18 protein-coding genes are annotated in these 17,223 nt (G+C 65.6%); 6 read left to right on the top strand and 12 right to left on the bottom strand.

The annotated features are described in order from the left end of the window. Window positions 1–17 precede the first annotated feature (17 nt). The 7 genes from pheS to hisN form a co-directional block, all read right to left on the bottom strand. On the bottom strand, window positions 18–1,115 hold the full coding sequence (pheS, locus tag NTCA1_RS04055; protein WP_159828595.1) for a phenylalanine--tRNA ligase subunit alpha: 1,098 nt from the start codon (window positions 1,113–1,115) through the stop codon (window positions 18–20). Window positions 1,116–1,204: 89 nt separating this feature from the next. Then, window positions 1,205–2,044, bottom strand: a complete 840-nt coding sequence (locus NTCA1_RS04050) for a helix-turn-helix domain-containing protein (protein WP_159828592.1) — start codon at window positions 2,042–2,044, stop codon at window positions 1,205–1,207. Window positions 2,045–2,261: 217 nt separating this feature from the next. After that, window positions 2,262–2,621 carry a 50S ribosomal protein L20 gene (rplT, locus tag NTCA1_RS04045; RefSeq protein WP_021232721.1) on the bottom strand — a complete coding sequence of 120 codons (360 nt, stop codon included), beginning with the start codon at window positions 2,619–2,621 and terminating at the stop codon, window positions 2,262–2,264. Window positions 2,622–2,634: 13 nt separating this feature from the next. Next, on the bottom strand, window positions 2,635–2,838 hold the full coding sequence (gene rpmI / locus NTCA1_RS04040; RefSeq protein WP_021232722.1) for a 50S ribosomal protein L35: 204 nt from the start codon (window positions 2,836–2,838) through the stop codon (window positions 2,635–2,637). 190 nt (window positions 2,839–3,028) lie between these two features. Further along, window positions 3,029–3,787: an SDR family NAD(P)-dependent oxidoreductase gene (locus NTCA1_RS04035; protein ID WP_159828589.1), complete on the bottom strand. Its 759-nt coding sequence runs from the start codon at window positions 3,785–3,787 to the stop codon at window positions 3,029–3,031. 10 nt (window positions 3,788–3,797) lie between these two features. Further along, complete coding sequence (locus tag NTCA1_RS04030; protein WP_159828586.1) at window positions 3,798–4,232, bottom strand: gamma-glutamylcyclotransferase family protein; 435 nt, start codon at window positions 4,230–4,232, stop codon at window positions 3,798–3,800. A gap of 12 nt (window positions 4,233–4,244) precedes the next feature. Beyond that, window positions 4,245–5,027: a histidinol-phosphatase gene (hisN, locus tag NTCA1_RS04025; RefSeq protein WP_086492699.1), complete on the bottom strand. Its 783-nt coding sequence runs from the start codon at window positions 5,025–5,027 to the stop codon at window positions 4,245–4,247. A gap of 180 nt (window positions 5,028–5,207) precedes the next feature. On the opposite strand from hisN, the gene NTCA1_RS04020 reads away from it, so the two are divergent. After that, a complete protein-coding gene (locus NTCA1_RS04020; protein WP_159828583.1) occupies window positions 5,208–6,152 on the top strand; it encodes a helix-turn-helix domain-containing protein in 945 nt (314 codons plus the stop codon). A 144-nt stretch (window positions 6,153–6,296) separates the two neighbouring features. Here NTCA1_RS04020 and NTCA1_RS04015 read toward each other — a convergent pair whose 3' ends face one another. Both NTCA1_RS04015 and glpX read right to left on the bottom strand, forming a co-directional pair. After that, on the bottom strand, window positions 6,297–7,232 hold the full coding sequence (locus NTCA1_RS04015; RefSeq protein WP_086492697.1) for a ribose-phosphate pyrophosphokinase: 936 nt from the start codon (window positions 7,230–7,232) through the stop codon (window positions 6,297–6,299). A 213-nt stretch (window positions 7,233–7,445) separates the two neighbouring features. Next, window positions 7,446–8,429, bottom strand: a complete 984-nt coding sequence (glpX, locus tag NTCA1_RS04010; RefSeq protein ID WP_086492696.1) for a class II fructose-bisphosphatase — start codon at window positions 8,427–8,429, stop codon at window positions 7,446–7,448. 93 nt (window positions 8,430–8,522) lie between these two features. On the opposite strand from glpX, the gene NTCA1_RS04005 reads away from it, so the two are divergent. Further along, window positions 8,523–8,966, top strand: coding sequence for a hypothetical protein (locus NTCA1_RS04005; protein WP_236549091.1), 444 nt, complete (start codon window positions 8,523–8,525; stop codon window positions 8,964–8,966). 158 nt (window positions 8,967–9,124) lie between these two features. On the opposite strand, the gene NTCA1_RS04000 is transcribed toward NTCA1_RS04005, so the two are convergent. After that, window positions 9,125–10,432: a homoserine dehydrogenase gene (locus tag NTCA1_RS04000; protein WP_159828580.1), complete on the bottom strand. Its 1,308-nt coding sequence runs from the start codon at window positions 10,430–10,432 to the stop codon at window positions 9,125–9,127. Window positions 10,433–10,539: 107 nt separating this feature from the next. Next, window positions 10,540–11,466 carry a hypothetical protein gene (locus tag NTCA1_RS03995; protein ID WP_159828577.1) on the bottom strand — a complete coding sequence of 309 codons (927 nt, stop codon included), beginning with the start codon at window positions 11,464–11,466 and terminating at the stop codon, window positions 10,540–10,542. A 361-nt stretch (window positions 11,467–11,827) separates the two neighbouring features. On the opposite strand from NTCA1_RS03995, the gene NTCA1_RS03990 reads away from it, so the two are divergent. From NTCA1_RS03990 to NTCA1_RS03975, 4 genes are all read left to right on the top strand, one after another. After that, window positions 11,828–12,499, top strand: coding sequence for an energy transducer TonB (locus NTCA1_RS03990; RefSeq protein WP_086492692.1), 672 nt, complete (start codon window positions 11,828–11,830; stop codon window positions 12,497–12,499). Between the two features lie 74 nt (window positions 12,500–12,573). Continuing rightward, window positions 12,574–13,344 carry a MotA/TolQ/ExbB proton channel family protein gene (locus NTCA1_RS03985; protein WP_086492691.1) on the top strand — a complete coding sequence of 257 codons (771 nt, stop codon included), beginning with the start codon at window positions 12,574–12,576 and terminating at the stop codon, window positions 13,342–13,344. A 115-nt stretch (window positions 13,345–13,459) separates the two neighbouring features. Further along, the gene (locus tag NTCA1_RS03980; RefSeq protein ID WP_201282410.1) at window positions 13,460–13,993 is read left to right on the top strand and encodes a biopolymer transporter ExbD; all 534 of its coding nucleotides are present in this window, start codon (window positions 13,460–13,462) and stop codon (window positions 13,991–13,993) included. Window positions 13,994–14,021: 28 nt separating this feature from the next. Further along, window positions 14,022–14,456, top strand: a complete 435-nt coding sequence (locus tag NTCA1_RS03975; protein WP_086492689.1) for a biopolymer transporter ExbD — start codon at window positions 14,022–14,024, stop codon at window positions 14,454–14,456. 171 nt (window positions 14,457–14,627) lie between these two features. Here NTCA1_RS03975 and NTCA1_RS03970 read toward each other — a convergent pair whose 3' ends face one another. Beyond that, window positions 14,628–17,084 carry a ligase-associated DNA damage response DEXH box helicase gene (locus NTCA1_RS03970; RefSeq protein ID WP_374705158.1) on the bottom strand — a complete coding sequence of 819 codons (2,457 nt, stop codon included), beginning with the start codon at window positions 17,082–17,084 and terminating at the stop codon, window positions 14,628–14,630. Window positions 17,085–17,223: the final 139 nt, after the last annotated feature.

Raw genomic sequence — 17,223 nt, 5'->3', positions numbered from 1 at the left:
CTAGATCCTTCCCGCGCTCAGGCCGGAGTGCCAACGCCGCCCGAAAGGGTCGGCACGTCGAGGGCGGAGAAACCGTAGTGGGAGAGCCAGCGCACATCGCCGTCGAAGAAGGCGCGCAGGTCGTCCATGCCGTACTTCAGCATGGCAAGGCGATCGATGCCGATGCCGAAGGCGAAACCCTGCCATTCGTCGGGATCGAGCCCGGCGAATTCGATGACGCGGCGGTTGACCATGCCCGAGCCGAGCACTTCCATCCAGCCGCCCTCGCCCTTGGACGGATCGCCGCCGATCACGCGCTTGCCGTCGATCAGGGTGAAACCGATATCCGCTTCCACCGAGGGTTCGGTGAAGGGGAAGTAGCTGGGGCGCAGGCGCAGGACGATGTCCTCGCGCTCGAAGAACGCCTTCAGGAAGGTTTCCAGCGTCCACTTCAGGTGGCCGAGGTGAACCTGCTTGTCGATCACCAGACCTTCGACCTGGTGGAACATCGGCGTGTGGGTGGCGTCGCTGTCCGAACGGTAGACGCGGCCCGGCGCGATGATGCGCAGCGGCGCGCCGTCCTTGAGCATCGTGCGCATCTGCACCGGCGAAGTGTGCGTGCGCAGCAGCATCTCGCGGTTCTGGGCGTCACGGTCCGGGAAATAGAACGTGTCGTGCATCGCGCGCGCCGGGTGGCTTTCCGGCATGTTGAGCGCGGTGAAGTTGTGCCAGTCGTCCTCGATCTCCGGCCCGGTGGCGACCGAGAAGCCGAGGTCGGCGAAGATCTCGGCAATCTCGTCCATCACTTGCGAGATCGGGTGGACGGTGCCGCGCGGCGTTTCGGGCGCGGGCAGCGAGAGGTCGATGGTCTCGGCGGCCAGACGGGCGGTCAGCGCCGCCGTCTCCAGCGCGTCCTTGCGGGCAGTGAGCGCGTCGCTCACGCTTTCGCGCAGGGCGTGGATCTTGGGGCCTTCAACCTTGCGCTCTTCAGGGTCGAGCTTGCCCAGTGTCTTCAGCAGGCCGGAGATCGATCCCTGCTTGCCCAGAAACGCGACACGCAGGGCCTCCAGCGTTTCGAGATCGGATGCTTCCGCAATCCGCGAGAGCGCCTCCTGGCCGGTTGCTGCGTAGTCCACTGGTGGTCTGCCTGACTGTTGCTGATATCTGGAAGCGCGGTCCTTAAGGGGACGGCGGCCAAATCGCAACGACTGCTTCGGCGCGTATATTACCGAACGCTACGCGCCCGCTCGCGCATGACCAGCCCGGTGACCGGCTTCTCCAGCTGCGCATATTGCCGCGGGGTCATGCCCATGAAGGCCCGGAAATCGCGGACGAACTGGGCCTGGTCGTGATAGGCCGCATCGATCGCCCCGATCCACTTGCGTTTGGGCTCCCGCGTGAACTGGTCGATGCTGCGCAGGAACCGCTGGCGGCGCAGCAGGAGCTTGGGCGAAAAGCCGAAAGCGGCGCGGCAGACCCGCTCGACGGTTCGGGGATGCGCGCGAACCCGTGCGGCCAGATCGGTGGCGGAACGCATTTCCGGGTCGGCCAGAGCCTCGCAGATGGCCAGGATCAGCGCCTCATGCGGCACGGCGCGGCGCGGCATGGCTTCGAGAAAATGCGTCAGCACGTCCAGCTGCTCGCCGGGGGAAAGGTCCGGGCACAACAGGTCGTAGAGCGGACGGAACTGGACGAAAGCCTCGTCGGCATCGCCGTCGATCAGGGTATCGGCATAACGGTCGGCAGGAACGCCGACCAGGGCCGCCCAGCCCAGCGGCGTCAGGCGGAAACCCCATTGGCGGGCGACGCCCATGGAAAAGCGCACTTCCTGGGAACGCGGACCGGCAATGGTAAAGCGGCAATCGGCGATCGAGGAACCGGTGCGCATCGTCCCTTCGACACTGGCGCCGTAATGAAAGCGGAAGCTGGCCCAGTCCGGGGACAAGACGTCATGAAGACGCTCCCCCTCACCCAGTTCGATTTCGCAATAGAACAAGGCCGAGACATATCGATCGAGCCCCGCGGGTACGGGGCAATACTGTATGACGACCCGCCTTGCTGTCATTCCCTGTCTATTCTTCGCGCCATGGCGCCCCCGCATCCGTGGTAATCAGACTTGAAAGGGAGCGCAAACTTTTCGAGCACGCACGAAAAAGGGTGCCAAAAAGAAAAGGGCCAAAAAGAAAAAGGACGCGGGTGAATGTCACCCACGCCCCTTTTCCTTATCTCGCGATCTGCGAAACCGGGGAGCCGAAATCTTCCGCTGCCCCGCCTTCGACAGTTCAGGCCGGGATAGCGGCCTTCGCCTGAGCGATCACCGCCGAGAACACCGAACCCTCGTTCATGGCGAGGTCGGCCATCGACTTGCGATCGAGCTCGATGCCGGCGAGCTTAACGCCGTGCATGAACTGCGAGTAGGTCAGGCCTTCGGCGCGGACGGCGGCGTTGATACGCTGAATCCAGAGAGCGCGGAAGGTCCGCTTCTTGATCTTGCGGTCGCGGTAGGCGTACTGGCCGGCCTTTTCGACGGCCTGACGGGCAACGCGGATCGTGTTCTTGCGACGGCCGCGGTAACCCTTGGCCTGTTCGAGAATACGCTTGTGCTTGGCGCGGGTGGTTACGCCCCTCTTGATACGGCTCATAGGTCAGTACTCCTCAGTTGAGCCCGTAGGGCGCCCACTTCTTGATCGTCTTGGCATCGGCGTCGGAAATGACTTCGGTGCCGCGATTCTGGCGGATGTACTTGCCGTTATGGCTCATCAGGCGGTGGCGCTTGCCGGCAACGCCGTGCTTCACCTTGCCGGTGGCGGTGAGCTTGAAGCGCTTCTTCACACCGCTCTTGGTCTTCAGCTTGGGCATTTCGTTTCCTTTCACAGGGACACGTCCGGTCAGCCATGGCAGCCCTTTTCGCCAGGCCGACCCGCGAATCTCCTGTTGGAGACTCAACCGTGTCGATTGAAGGGCGCGCCTTTAGTGGGAGAACGGCCCGAGCGCAAGGGACTCATTTGCCCGGCGTTCCCTGGGGCGGCTCCGGGGAACATGCCCGCGATCAGATATAGATCATCTTGCGCGTCATGCCGCCGTCCACGACGATCTCCTGCCCGGTCACGAACCCGCCGCCCTCTCCCGCAAGCCATTCGACGGCCGCGGCGATATCCTCGACCGTGCCGACCCGCCCCACCGGGTGCTGCGCGCGGTCCTGCGCCGAATGTTGCGGTTCGCGGCGCTTCGCGGCCTTCTGCCAGGGGCCGGTCTCGATCCAGCCCGGCAGCACCGCATTCACGCGGATTTCCGGCCCCAGTCCGACCGCCATGGCATGAGTCAGCGCACAGAGCCCGCCCTTGGAGGCCGCGTAGGCATAAGTGTCCGGCTCGGACTGCAAGGCGCGCGTCGAGGCGATATGCACCACGCTGGCCGGCGCCCCGGTGCGCAGCAGGCCCAGCGCCTCGCGGGTGCAGAGGAAGGCCGCGTTCAGGCTCGAATCGATCCAGCGCTGCCAGCTTGCCAATGTGAGGTCCTCAAGCGGGCCCGACACGGGATCGGCTATCCCTGCATTGTTCACCAGCAGGTGCGCCGCCTCGCTCCACTTGCCGATGCGCGCGAAGGCGGAACGGACCTGCGCCTCGTGGCCGACGTCGCAGGGAAGCGGCAGGAAACGGTCTTCGGGCAGGAGCGCGGCGAGTTCGCCCAGCGCCTCCTCGTCAATGTCCAGAGCGGCCACCCGCCAGCCGAGCCCTGCGAAGTGCATCACCAGCCCGCGGCCGATCCCTGCCCCCGCGCCGGTGATGATAGCCGTCCTGTCGCGCATCTGCGCCTCCTCAGCTGCCGTTGCGCGGGGTCGTGAATGCCTGGCGCCCGGTGCGTTCCAGCCAGGCGAGATAGTCGCCGCCCTGGATCGGCGGCGAGCCCTGGGGCAAGGCTATCCGCCAGAGGTAGACTTGCGCGCGTGCCTTGCGCCCGGCGGCCGTGCGCACCGGCATCGCGGTGCGGCGATATTCGCGCCCCTCGTAGCGATCGAGCTTCGCCAGATCGCCGGGATGCAGTTCCAGTTCGCAGAAGGTGCCTTGCACCCGTGTCGCGGATCCCGCCGGCACGAGCGCGGGAAACCAGCCGTTGCCGCCGCGCACCGCACGGATGGCACCGGGCACGCTGGCAGGCTCGCTGGAAACCATGCGCGCCGCCACCCAGCGGCCCATGCGCGTACCCGCGTGGGGCTGGAGCGTACCGTAGACGAAGAGTCCTACCCTGCGCATGGTTTCCTCCGGTCAGTGGTGACAGGCCAGGCCCTCGACCACGTCCTCCAGCCGCGCCGGATCGCCGATCGCCAGGACATGGCCGTCGGACCGGGCGTGGAGCGGCTCCCCGTTCCAGTCGCACATCGTGCCACCTGCGCCTTCGACCACGGGCACCAGTGCCGCCCAGTCGTGCAGCTTCAGTCCGGCCTCGCACACCACGTCGAGATGACCGCTGGCGAGCAGCCCGTAATTGTAGCAATCGCCGCCCATCACCATGCGCTTGTGGTCGGTCCGGGCCGCCAGCGCCATGAAGTGCTCGCCCTGATGGTCGTCGAAATAGTGCGGGCCGGTCGTCGCCAGCATGGCCTGGGAAAGCTCGCGGCAGGGGCGCGTGCGCACTTCCTTGCCGTTGAACGTGGTCGGCAGGCCGCTCGCGCCCACCCAGCGCTCGCCCAGGATCGGCTGGTCGATGATCCCCAGCACCGGCCAGCCATCGACCAGCAGCGCGATCAGGGTGCCGAAGATCGGGCGCCCGGCGATGAAGGACACGGTGCCGTCGATCGGGTCCAGCACCCAGGTCCGGCCCGATGAGCCTTCCTCGCTGCCGAACTCCTCGCCGATGATGCCGTCGCGCGGGACCTCGGCCTTGAGGATGCGGCGCATCGCTTCCTCGGCCGCGCGATCGGCCACCGTGACCGGCGAGGCATCGCCCTTTCTCTCCACCCCTACACCAGAACGGAAATGGGGTCGGATCGCGTCACCGGCAGCATCGGCAAGGCGCAGGGCGAGGGCAATGTCGTTGTCCAGCTTCATGCGCCATGCTCTGCCCGCCGCGACGATGGCTGGTCAAGCGATCATCGGAAATACCGCCGTTTCGGGGCGGATTAGCCGCCTGTGGAAGACCTCTATGGGTTTTTCCCACATTGCGGCGCCCCCGGCGCCTGCCTATCCAGAGAACGGGGCCGCAACCACGCGCATAACGGAAGCAGGTACATGTACCATAAAGTGCGGCCGGCCATCGATCATGCGATCGCGCCGGAACAGGGAGTTACCAGAGAGGGCCAGCCCCTCAGCTACAACCGGGCACCCGCGCCGAACCTCGCGCCGTGGGTGGCGCGGCTCTACGTCACGAAAGTCGCGGCGCCGGTGGACTACACGGTGCAATGCGGCCTGTTCAGCGACAGCGCCTTCCTGCGCATCCAGCTTGCGGGACTGTGGGAAGCCGAAACCGCCACGGGCCGGATGGAAGCGGGCAATGCGGCGATCTTCTGCGGGCCGCAATCCCGGCGCATGCCGATCCGCGTCACCGGCAGCTTCATCAGCGTCGGCATGTCGTTCCGTCCTGGCGCCTGCACCGCCTTGCGCGGTCCGAGAGTGGGCGATCATGTGGACCGCCTCGTTTCGACCGACGTAGTCGCCATGCCCTCCGACCGGATGCTGGCCCTGCTCGAACCCCATGCCGAGCCGGAGGACTGGCTCCTCGCGCTGGAAAACATGGTCCGCAGGCGCATCGAACATATGAACTGCCCCTCGCCCGACCCGATCAGCGCCCGGTTCGAGGAGATCAGCTACCGCGACCCGGCCATGTCGATCGCGGAGGCGGCCAGTGTCTGCGGCGTGGAGCGGCGCAAGCTCGAACGGGTGGTCAGTCGCGACTTCGGCATGGCCCCCAAGCAGGTCCTGCGCCGTGCCCGCGCGCTCGACATGGCCAGCTATCTGCGCGGCGTGGCCGACAAGGACGAGGCGGACGAAATGGCCCTGCGCTATTACGATGAGAGCCACCTCATCCACGAATTCACGCAGCTGTTCGGGATGTCCCCGCGCCAGTTCGCCCAGACCCCGCAGCCGATCCTCACGCTTTCGCTCGAATCGCGGCAGGCAAGGCGGCTTGAGGCCCTGCATCGGTTGGAGCCTGGGCAAGCGCGTCCCTGGGCGTGATGGTTTTTGTTGGGTGCGCTCGTCACATCCGTGACGAGCTTGCGCCTGCGGCGGATTTTCAAATCCAAAAAGTTCCACATGAAACAAAAGGGGGCGCTCTCCTGCGAGAGCGCCCCCTGATTTGCGCAGTCCGTAAGACGCAGCTCAGTCGAACAGGCTGGACACCGAGCTTTCGTCGGCAATGCGGCGGATGGCCTCGCCGATCAGCGGCGCGATCGTCAGGATGCGGATCTTGTCCGACTGCTGGGCCGCTTCGGTGGCCTGGATCGAATCGGTGATCACCAGTTCCTTGAGCGCGGAATTGGTCACGCGCGAAACTGCCGCGCCGGAAAGCACGCCGTGGGTGATGTAGGCGGTGACGCTGGTGGCGCCCTCGTCCATCAGCGCCTGTGCGGCGTTGCAGAGGGTGCCGCCCGAATCGATGATGTCGTCGATCAGGATGCAGGCGCGTCCCTTCACGTCACCGATGATGTTCATCACTTCCGACTGGCCGGGCTTGTCGCGGCGCTTGTCGACGATGGCGAGCGGGGCGTTGTCGAGGCGCTTGGCCAGCGCGCGGGCGCGGACCACGCCGCCGACGTCGGGCGAAACCACCATCAGCGACTGATCGCCGTAACGGGCCTGGATGTCGGCGGCCATGACCGGCGCCGCGAACAGGTTATCGGTGGGAATGTCGAAGAAGCCCTGGATCTGGCCGGCGTGCAGGTCGACCGAGAGGACGCGGTCGGCACCGGCTTCGGTCAGCAGGTTGGCGACCAGCTTGGCCGAGATCGGCGTGCGCGGGCCGGGCTTGCGGTCCTGGCGGGCGTAACCGAAGTAGGGGATCACGGCGGTGATGCGCTTGGCCGAGGCACGACGCAGGGCGTCGATGCAGATCAGCAGCTCCATCAGGTTGTCGTTGACCGGATAGCTGGTCGGCTGGACGACGAAGACATCCTCGCCGCGCACGTTCTCGTGGATCTCGACGAAGATTTCCTCGTCGGCGAAACGGCGTACGGCGGCGTCGGTGAGCGGCAGTTCAAGATACCCCGCGATCGCGCGTGCGAGCGGAAGGTTGCTGTTGCCGGACATGATCTTCATTGCGAATCCCCGAGACGGCTTGTGGTGAAGGGTGGCTGGACGCGGTCGCCTCTAGCCATGAGTCATCGGATTGCAACAGAAAGCATTGCGCATCACCGTGACTTCCATGTGAAAGCGGCCGGTTTCGGCAAATCCCGAAACCGACCGTTTTCACGACAAATATCTGAATGGAAACGCGAGTTCCGATCCGGCACGCGCACCCGCGGCATCATTTCAGCGGTCCCGATGCTCGCCCTTGATCCAGCGCACGGTGCCGGAGCTGGCGCGCATCACGACGCTTTCGGTGGTCATCTTGCCGCCCTTGAGGCGCTTGACGCCCGAGAGCAGCGAACCGTCGGTCACGCCGGTGGCCGCGAAGATGCAGTCGCCCTTGGCAAGGTCGCCCAGGGTATAGATCTTGTCGAGATCCTTGATGCCCCACTTGCGCGCGCGGCTGCGCTCGTCCTCGTTGCGGAACAGCAGGCGCCCCTGGATCTGGCCGCCCACGCAGCGCAGCGCCGCCGCCGCCAGCACGCCTTCCGGCGCGCCGCCCGAACCCATGTAGATATCGATCGTGGTTTCCTCGTCGGTCACCGCGATCACGCCCGCCACGTCGCCGTCGGGTATCAGGTGGATCCCGCAGCCGATCTCGCGCAGTTCCTCGATCAGGTCGGCATGGCGCGGACGATCGAGCACGCAGACGATGACCTCGTCAGGCCGCACGCCCTTGGCGGCGGCGACGGCGGCGACGTTCTCGGTCGGCGTGCGGTTGAGATCGATCACGCCCTCGGGATAGCCGGGGCCGACCGCCAGCTTCTCCATGTAGACGTCCGGCGCGTTGAGCAGGCAGCCTTCCTCGGCCGCAGCCAGCACGGCCAGCGCGTTGGGGCCCGCCTTGGCGGTGATCGTCGTGCCTTCGAGCGGATCGAGCGCGATGTCGATCTTGGGGCCGCTGCCCGGCGCCCCGCCGACCTTCTCGCCGATGAACAGCATCGGCGCCTCGTCCCGCTCGCCTTCGCCGATCACGACGGTGCCGTCCATGTAAAGCGTGTCAAAAGCCTTGCGCATCGCTTCAACTGCGGCATGGTCTGCAGCCTTCTCGTCACCGCGCCCCACCAGGCGCGATGCGGCGATGGCCGCAGCCTCGGTAACCCTAACCATTTCAAGTACAAGGACCCGGTCGAGAACTTTACTTGCAGGCGTCTTGTTTTCAGGCATGTTCACTCTGGATTAATCCGAGGAGGAAAGGTTCTGGGAGCGGCTTAGACAGAGGATTTTCAATTGTCGAGAAGATGGCGGATATTGTTCGCAATGGCCTTATTTGCGCCGGTTCCGGCGATGGCCCAGGCGAATTCCTCTGCGACGGCTGCAGGCAGTACTGTTTCCGATGAAGACCGCGCGATCGCCCAGCGCATGATGTCCGGCGCGGGCCGTCTTACGCCGGAAACCGCCCGCCAGAAATGCCTGAGCGAAACCCGCGCCGCGCGGCCGGGCGAGATCGTCGTCTGCGCGCCGGACGAGGAAAAGTACCGCGCCCAGTCCACCTCGCAGGAAGACCCGCTTTCGGACCAGGCCCTGAACGACGGCAGGCTGACCCCGCCGGACGTCGCCGGCAAGGGCATTTTCAAGGGCAAGGCCACCGCCACTTTCGGCAAAGTGGAGCAGCCCTATATCATCGACCTGTCAGCGATCCCCGAAGCCCCCGCGGGCTCGGACGCGGACAAGGTCGCCAAGGGCGAGATGCGCGCGCATTGATTTGAAAATCCGATGAAGGCGGATTTTGGCGGCACCGGCCCCAAGACTATCAGGCACCCCCACCCACCACCCAACGGTAGTATCCTGCGGGTGGTGGGTGGGGGCGTGGGCCGGTGCCGCTCAAAAATGCCCTTCAGGCATTTTTCAAATGGCGCCCCTTACCCCTCGATGATCTGCATCACCAGCGGACGCGCCGCCAGGCTGTCCGATCCGTCGAGGATGCGCAGCGCTTCGGTCACCGCCGATTCCGGGCCTTCGTGGGTGACGATGGCCAGGATCACCTCGCCCGTCTGCGCGTCTTCGCCCTTCTGGATCATACTGGCGATCGAGACGCCCGCATCGCGCATGGCCGCCGTGATGTCGGCCAGCACGCCCGGACGATCCGGCACGGTGAAGCGGATATAGCTGCGCCCGCGGCGATGGCCGGTCTCGGCCGGTTCCATGGCCTCCAGCTCGTGCGCAGGCATCGAGAAGGCGGCGCCCTTTTCGCCGCGCGCGATGTCGATGATGTCGGCCACCACCGCGCTTGCGGTCGGCCCGTCACCGGCCCCGGCGCCCTGGAACAGCAGGCGGCCCATGAAATTGCCTTCCGCGACGACCGCATTGGTCGCGCCGTCGACATGGGCAAGCGGATGATCGAAGGGCACGAGATGCGGATGGACTCGCTGGAACAGGCGCGGCGTGCCGCCCGTCCGGTCGATCTCGCCCATGCCCAGCAGGCGGATGACGTAGCCGAGCGAACGGGCCTGCTCGATGTCCGCCGCCTTCACGCGGGAAATGCCGGTGGTCTCGACCGCGTCGAAACGCAGGCGCGAACCGAAGGCGATCGCCGCGAGGATCGAAAGCTTGTGCCCGGCATCGATGCCCTCGACGTCGAACGTCGGATCGGCTTCGGCATAACCCAGGCGCTGCGCTTCGGCGAGAACATCGCCGAAATCGCGGCCGGTATCCTCCATGGTCGAGAGGATGTAATTGCAGGTGCCGTTGAGGATGCCGTAGACCCGCTCGATCGCATTGGCGGCCGCGCCTTCGCTCAGCCCCTTGATCACCGGGATGCCGCCCGCCACCGCCGCCTCGAACTTCAGCGCCACGCCCGCCTTCTCGGCGGCCGAAGCCAGTTCCAGGCCGTGATGCGCGATCATCGCCTTGTTGGCGGTGACCAGCCCCTTGCTTTGCCCGATGGCCCCGCGAGCCAGCGCCAGCGCCGGACCGTCCGAACCGCCGACCATTTCCACCACGACATCCACGTCGCTGCGGGCCGCCAGGGCCGCGGGATCGTCCTCCCAGTCGTAGCGGGACAAGTCCACGCCGCGATCCTTGGTCCGGTCCCGCGCGCTGACGGCGGCGATGCGAATGGGGCGCCGCGCGCGGCGGGCAATGAGTTCGGCATTGGTCTCGATGAGACGGACGACGCCCGTTCCGACAGTGCCGAGACCGGCCAGCGCAATATTCAGCGGTTCAACCATGGACTACCCTTTCGGGTTCGGGCCCTAGGGGAGCCCACGGCGAAATTCCAGTACCTTCGAGAGGTGATGAGGGGAAACGTCAGTGCCGGGGAATTAACCCCGAGGAATCAGCCCTGCGTCTTCCCGCCCTGCCCCAGCGTGCGGCGGCACTCGCCCAGCTCGCCCAGGACCATGCGATAGTCGGCCGCAGCCTGACGGCGCTCCTCGATGCCCTCGGCCACATTGGTGCCCTGCGGCGGGTTGTTCGGCAGGAAGCAGGCGAGGCGGTACCACTCGACCGTCTCCGGGCGCGGCGGGTTGCCGATATCCGCCACGAGTTCCGAGAACGAGACACCCCAGGCCGGCGCCGCGCCGGGTTCGTGATGCACGGTGATCGAGGCGGCCGAGCCGTCCTTCGTGTTGAGGAAGATCTGGGTCTCGCCCTGCCCCGCCAGATTGCCGGGAACGTACATCAGTTCGCGCACGCCGGTGATCTTGACCGGGGCATTGCCCGAAAGCAGCGACTGGAGGATGCCGCGCACCCGCGCCTCGGCCTGCTCGCTCCACAGCTGCTGCGCGGTCGGCGTCACCAGCTGGAGTTCACCGGGACGGCCGGGCACCGCGCGGGCGAAGAGCAGCACGTCCTGCTTCTTCAGCTTGGGTGCCTTGCCCTTGGCGTCGAGCGGCAGGTCCACCAGATAGACGAACGATTCGCCGATCGGCGCCTTGCCCGCGATCAGGGCCTGCGTCTGCGCGGTCATGTAGAAGCGCGCCATGCCCTGCGCGAGACCGGGCGCCCGCTCGTCCTCCACGCGCACCATCTTGCGAATCTGCGCCTTGACCACCAGCCCGGCCGATTCGGACAGATCTGCAATATCCGCAAAGGTCGGGCCGCCCGCGCTCGTCAGGTCGCGGGTGCCTGCTGCCCCTGCGCCAGAGCCCACCCCCGGGCCCGAATTGCCACCGGTTACCCCCTGGGCGACAACCGGAACTGCCTGCACGGCCAGCGCAACCCCCGCCAGATTCGCGACAAGTCGGTGCAGTTTCGATGACATGGGGGATACTCTCCGTGGAAAAAGGCCAGCCTATAGCGGCTTTGGGGGCCAGCCACAAAATCCCCCTTTTGCGATTGGAACTTATCCGCCCTGAATTGACCGTTAACGGTTGACGTACCGATAAGGCGTTGCACACATGCAACTGTCGGGCTAAGGAAACTCGCAAATTGGGGCCAAAAAACGATAAAGCCCCACGGTTCGCCTCCCGTCAAAAGTTTACGGATGGGCTGATCGTCAGCCGTCAGGGTGGGTAATTTGGAGTTTCGTCATGGACCTTGCCTTCGGGGAAGGGCCATGGACGCCCTTGGACTTGTCCGGTTTCGGTCCGGTCCGGGGCTTGGTAATGGAGTGATGCGTTTGAATGGCTTACGCTGACCAGCAAATGAGCGGTAACAAGATTACCGCGCTTGTCATTGTTGCGCTGATCCACGTCTTTGTAGGCTATGCGCTCGTCACGGGCCTGGCCTACCAGGCTGCGCAACAGGTCATCAAGAAGGTGACCACAGTCGACATCAAGGAAGAGAAACCGAAGGAGGAAGAGCCGCCGCCGCCGCCGCCGAAGCAGGAAGAAGCTCCGCCGCCGCCGATCGTCGCGCCTCCGCCGCCGATCAACATTGCCCCGGCCCCGCCGCCGGTGCAGACCGTCATCACCCCTCCCCCGGCTCCGCCGGTGGTGATCACGACGGCGGCTCCGCCGGCGCCCCCGGCTCCGGCTCCGGCTCCTCCGGGTCCCTCCAAGGCTCGCGGCGCTTCGCCGAAGGGCCAGGGAAGCTGGGCAGCCCGCATCCAGGCGAACTATCCGACCCGCGCCGCTCGTGAAGAGCGTGAAGGCCGCGTCGGCGTGCGCGTCGGGATCGGACCGGACGGCAAGGTCACCGCATGCTCGGTCACCGCGTCGAGCGGCAGCCCTGACCTGGACGAGGCAGCCTGCGACGGCATGACCCGCTACGCGCGGTTCAATCCGGCGCTGGACGATGCCGGCAATCCGACGAGCGGCCAGTTCTCGACGGCCATCGTCTACAAGCTGAACTAACTCCTTTTAAGACTGGTCCGGCCCCACACCCCGGCCGGAATCGGTCCCTGCATTCTTCTTGAGAGGTAAATCGCATGCTTATTGATATCCTTGCCGCCGCGGGCGAAGCTGCGCCGCAGAACAAGTTCGGTTTCATGGAAGCCCTCGAGGCCGGTGGCTTCATCTCGTACGCAACCGTGATCATCATGGGCGTGATGTCGTTCGGCTCGTTCTACATCCTGTTCACCAAGTGGTTCGAACAGTCGAAGATCATGCGCCAGTACAACGTCGTCCGCACGACGTTCTGGAAGGCCCCGACCCTGCGTGAAGGCGCCGCCAAGCTCGAGAAGAACAGCGCATGGCGCCAGCTCGTCGACGACGGCATCGCTGCTGAAGACCAGCACGCCAAGATGACCGACTCGCTCGAAGCCCACGACTGGATGCACGCTTCGCTTGCCCGCTCGGAAGCCTCGATCAACGCCCGCCTCGCTTCGGGCCTGCCGTTCCTCGCCACCGTCGGCGCGACCGCACCGTTCATCGGTCTGTTCGGTACCGTCGTCGGCATATACCGCGCCCTGATCGCCATCGGCATCGCCGGTTCGGCTTCGATCGACAAGGTTGCCGGCCCCGTCGGTGAATCGCTGATCATGACCGCGCTCGGTCTGATCGTCGCCGTTCCCGCCGTTCTCGCCTACAACTACCTCCAGAGCCGCAACAAGCGCATCGCTGAAAACCTGACCGGTTTCTCGGCTGACGTTCTCGCGAACATCAACTCGAAGGGCGCCGTGAAGCCCGTCGTTGCCGCTGCCCCTGCCAAGCCTGCTGCCGCTCCGGCGAAGCCGGCTGCTGCTCCGGCCAAGCCGTAAGCAGCACGGACGCGCCGGTCGCATGGCGGCCGGGCGCGTCCAGGGAACCAGGCGGCGGTGCGTTGCATGCGCGTCCGCCGCCTGCCCAGGGCAACGCAAGGATTAGGATAAGACTATGGCGATATCCTCGGGCGGAGGCGGTGCCGAGACACCGATGTCCGACATCAACACGACGCCGCTCGTCGACGTCATGCTGGTGCTTCTGATCATCTTCCTGATCGCGGTTCCGGTCGCGATCCAGACGATCGAAAAGCTGAAGATCCCTGTCATCGAAGCCGTCGAATCGAAGGACAAGGTTGAAAACCTTCTCCTCACCGTCTCGACCACCGACGATGGCGGCAAGGCAGCGGGTGAACCCGGTTACGCTGGCGCTTCGCGCAACGGCGAATGCCGCGTCTACTTCAACAACATCACGCCGGTGACCTCGCAGGAACTGCGTGACATGGCCTTCAAGCGCCTCGACAACATCGTGAAGCGCGAAGGCGGTCCGCAGGCCCTTCAGGCTAACCCCGATCTCGTGCCGCAGGTCCACATCCGTGGTGACGTCAACGCCCCGTGGCGCTGCGTTGCCGGTGCGATCTACAACGTTCAGATCTCGGGCTACCCGACGGTTGGTTTCATCACCAACCCGGTCGACCCGAACGGCTGACGTTCGGCAGGAACAGGAGTAACTTTCCATGGCAATGTCAGGCGGCAAGGATGATGGCGCGCCGATGATGGAAATGAACACGACGCCGTTGATCGACGTCATGCTCGTTCTCCTCATCATGTTCATCATTACCATCCCGGTTGCGACCCACTCGATCGACATCGATCTGCCGGTTGCAACCCCTCCGACGAACAACCCTCCTCCGGTCGATCCGATCCGCAACAAGGTGGTTCTCACCGCGGACGACAAGATCCTCTGGAACGGCACGCCGGTCGACGGCCCGGGTCTCACCAATCTGCTCAAGCAGTCGATGAACTACCCGGTCGAACCCGAGCTGCAGTACCAGCCGGAGCCGAACGCCAGCTACGATCTCTCGGCCGGTGTGCTGCAGCTGATCAAGGCGGCGGAAGTCACGAAGTTCGGCTTCGTCGGCAACGAACAGTTCCGCGACTTCGGCAAGTAAGCCGGATTGCGAAACGGTCTCTCAAGGACCAACGAAGGGGCGGAGCGATCCGCCCCTTTTTTGTTGTCTAGAGCGGCTTTCGACCCGATTGCATCGGATCGGCCGCTCTAGGTTATTGTTTTGTCGAATTTTCCGAGTCATCAGGAAATTCCACCTGATTAGAAAATGCTTTCAATCGCCTTCCGTTTCCATGGGATCGACCCTCATCGCCATCGAGGCCAGGCTTTCCGCCTCCACCAGCAAGTCGTCGTCGGCCGAGCCGGAGGGCAGCGATTCCCGGCCGATCATCGAGATCGCCGGAACCGAAAGCGGGCTGATCCGCTCCAGCCGGACATGGTCCACTTCGCGCGCGGCGCGGTCGAGCACATCGGCCACGCGAGCAACGTCGGTCATGCGCGTGCGGGCATCGGCCCAGGCGGCATCCATCAGCAGGTGATCCGGCTCGTACTTGCGCAGCACGTCGTAGATCAGGTCGGTCGAGAACGTGACCTGCCGCCCGGACTTGCGTTTTCCCGGCTGCTGCCGCTCGACGAGGCCGGAAATCACCGCCACCTCGCGGAAGGCCCGCCGCAGCAGGTAGGACTGCTGCACCCAGTCCACGAATTCATGCGTGAGGATATCGGGCGAGAGCAGCGCGGCCGGATCCTCCACCGCCTTCAGCCCCCAGACCACCAGCGCATAGTCGGTCGCCACGAAGCCCAGCGGCCCCAGCCCCCGGTCTTCCATGCGCCGCGTGACCAGCATGCCGAGCGACTGGTTCGCGGGCCAGCCCTCGAACGTGTAGTAGGTCGTATAGGCATGGCCCCGGTGCGGAAAGCTTTCCACCAGCAGGCGCCCCGGCGCGGGCAGGTGCGATCGCCAATCCTGCACTTCCAGCCATTCGCGCACATCGTCGGGAAACCTCGCCCACCCCGCGCGGTCGAACAGCATCGCCCGCACCCGGTCGGCCAGATGGGTGGAGATCGGCATGCGCTGGCCCATGTAGCTGGGTATGGTCGCCGAACGCTTCGCGGCCCGCACCACCAGTTCCAGTTCGCGCATGGCCTCGACTTCCAGATCCATCCCGGCGAAGCGGAACGTATCGCCCGGCTTGAGGCTGGCGCCGAACCCTTCCTCGACTTTCCCCAGCGAGCGTCCGTTGCGAAAGCGCACGTCGAGCATCTCGGCATCGACGATGATCCCGGCATTGAGCCGGTGGCGCGCAGCATGTTCGGGATGGGTCAGCCGCCAGGTGCCGTCCTTCTCCCGCACGATCCGGCGGAAGCGATCGTAGGAGCGCAGCGCGTAACCCCCGGTCGCCACGAAATCGAGCACCCGGGCGAAGATCGTCTCGTCCACCCAGGCATAGGCCAGCGACGAGCGTACTTCGGAGAGCAGTGCCTCTTCCCGGAACGGCCCGCTACAGGCCATGGCCATGACATGCTGGGCAAGCACGTCCAGCCCGCCCGGGCGGAACGGCTCGCCGTCACGCTGGCCGTCCTCCACCGCCTGCTGCGCCGCGAAGGCTTCGAGAAACTCGAAACGGTTGCCCGGCACCAGCAGCGCCTTGCTGGGCTGGTCGAGTCGGTGATTAGCCCGGCCGATCCGCTGGAGCAGGCGCGATGAGCCCTTCGGCGCACCCATCTGCACGACAAGGTCGATATCGCCCCAGTCCACGCCCAGATCGAGGCTGGCGGTGCAGACCAGCGCGCGCAGCCGCCCTTCCGCCATGGCCCCTTCCACCTTGCGCCGCGCCTCCTTGGAAAGCGACCCGTGGTGGATGCCGATCGGCAGGTTCTGCTCGTTGGCGTTCCAGAGTTCCTGGAAGATATATTCCGCCAGAAACCGCGTGTTGGTGAAGATCAGCGTGGTGCGGTGGGCGGCGATCTGCTCGATCAGCTGCGGGATCGCCCATGTCGCGGCGTGACCGCTCCAGGGGATGCGTTCTTCCTGGGGCAGGAGAATGGAGACTTCGGGCTGCGCCCCCGTCTCGCCTTCCACCAGCTCGACGGCATCGATCTCGCCCCAGGGGGCCAGCCAGCCGCGAAAGGCATCGGGGTCGGCGAGCGTGGCCGAGAGACCGGCCCGCTGGAGGCCGGGCGAGAGTGCCTGAAGACGCGAGAGCGCCAGGGCCAGCAGATCGCCACGCTTGCCGGTGGCGAAAGCGTGGATCTCGTCGATGACCACACGCTTCAGCCCCGCGAACAGCGCCGGGGCCTCGGGATAGCTGAGCAGGAGCGAAAGCGATTCCGGCGTGGTCAGCAGGACATGCGGCGGCCTTGCGCGCTGCCGCGCCTTGCGGTCGGAGGGGGTGTCGCCGCTGCGGGTCTCGATACGGATCGGCAGGCCCATTTCCTCGACCGGGGTGAGGAGGTTGCGCTGAACGTCATGCGCCAACGCCTTGAGCGGCGAGACGTAGAGCGTGTGCAGCCCCACCGGCAGCACCGCCTCTCCCAGCCGCGAAGGACAGAAGGCGGCCAGAGTCGGCAGGAACCCCGCCAGCGTCTTGCCCGCGCCGGTATCGGCCACCAGCAGGGCATGGAGCCCGCGATCGGACGCGGCCAGCATTTCCGCCTGATGCCGCCGCACCCGCCATCCCCGCCCGGCGAACCAGGCGTCAATCTCGGCAGGAACGGCGCCGGCAGGCATCATCAGGTCGGTCTCGGCATGTGGTTCGACAGGGACAGGGTTGAAGCACGGAGTTGAAGCACGGGCAGGCCCTTCAGGAAAGCCCGAGCAGCGGTCCGGGTTGCGCAATCTTCTTGCCTACTTGCGCCCCTTCGCGGAT

It is taken from the genome of Novosphingobium sp. TCA1 (assembly GCF_009811895.1).
GTDB classification, from domain to species: Bacteria; Pseudomonadota; Alphaproteobacteria; order Sphingomonadales; family Sphingomonadaceae; genus Novosphingobium; species Novosphingobium panipatense_A.
Note: the sequence above shows the minus strand (reverse complement) of the source record. Positions and strands in the feature narration are given on the sequence as shown.

Coding starts and splice junctions, on each gene's coding strand:
- NTCA1_RS04050 (WP_159828592.1), bottom strand. CDS start 2,044: ATGACAGCAAGGCGGGTCGTCATACAGTATTGCCCCGTACCCGCGGGG.
- rplT (WP_021232721.1), bottom strand. CDS start 2,621: ATGAGCCGTATCAAGAGGGGCGTAACCACCCGCGCCAAGCACAAGCGT.
- rpmI (WP_021232722.1), bottom strand. CDS start 2,838: ATGCCCAAGCTGAAGACCAAGAGCGGTGTGAAGAAGCGCTTCAAGCTC.
- NTCA1_RS04035 (WP_159828589.1), bottom strand. CDS start 3,787: ATGCGCGACAGGACGGCTATCATCACCGGCGCGGGGGCAGGGATCGGC.
- NTCA1_RS04030 (WP_159828586.1), bottom strand. CDS start 4,232: ATGCGCAGGGTAGGACTCTTCGTCTACGGTACGCTCCAGCCCCACGCG.
- hisN (WP_086492699.1), bottom strand. CDS start 5,027: ATGAAGCTGGACAACGACATTGCCCTCGCCCTGCGCCTTGCCGATGCT.
- NTCA1_RS04020 (WP_159828583.1), top strand. CDS start 5,208: ATGTACCATAAAGTGCGGCCGGCCATCGATCATGCGATCGCGCCGGAA.
- NTCA1_RS04015 (WP_086492697.1), bottom strand. CDS start 7,232: ATGAAGATCATGTCCGGCAACAGCAACCTTCCGCTCGCACGCGCGATC.
- glpX (WP_086492696.1), bottom strand. CDS start 8,429: ATGCCTGAAAACAAGACGCCTGCAAGTAAAGTTCTCGACCGGGTCCTT.
- NTCA1_RS04005 (WP_236549091.1), top strand. CDS start 8,523: ATGGCCTTATTTGCGCCGGTTCCGGCGATGGCCCAGGCGAATTCCTCT.
- NTCA1_RS04000 (WP_159828580.1), bottom strand. CDS start 10,432: ATGGTTGAACCGCTGAATATTGCGCTGGCCGGTCTCGGCACTGTCGGA.
- NTCA1_RS03995 (WP_159828577.1), bottom strand. CDS start 11,466: ATGTCATCGAAACTGCACCGACTTGTCGCGAATCTGGCGGGGGTTGCG.
- NTCA1_RS03990 (WP_086492692.1), top strand. CDS start 11,828: ATGGCTTACGCTGACCAGCAAATGAGCGGTAACAAGATTACCGCGCTT.
- NTCA1_RS03985 (WP_086492691.1), top strand. CDS start 12,574: ATGCTTATTGATATCCTTGCCGCCGCGGGCGAAGCTGCGCCGCAGAAC.
- NTCA1_RS03980 (WP_201282410.1), top strand. CDS start 13,460: ATGGCGATATCCTCGGGCGGAGGCGGTGCCGAGACACCGATGTCCGAC.
- NTCA1_RS03975 (WP_086492689.1), top strand. CDS start 14,022: ATGGCAATGTCAGGCGGCAAGGATGATGGCGCGCCGATGATGGAAATG.
- NTCA1_RS03970 (WP_374705158.1), bottom strand. CDS start 17,084: ATGCCTGCCGGCGCCGTTCCTGCCGAGATTGACGCCTGGTTCGCCGGG.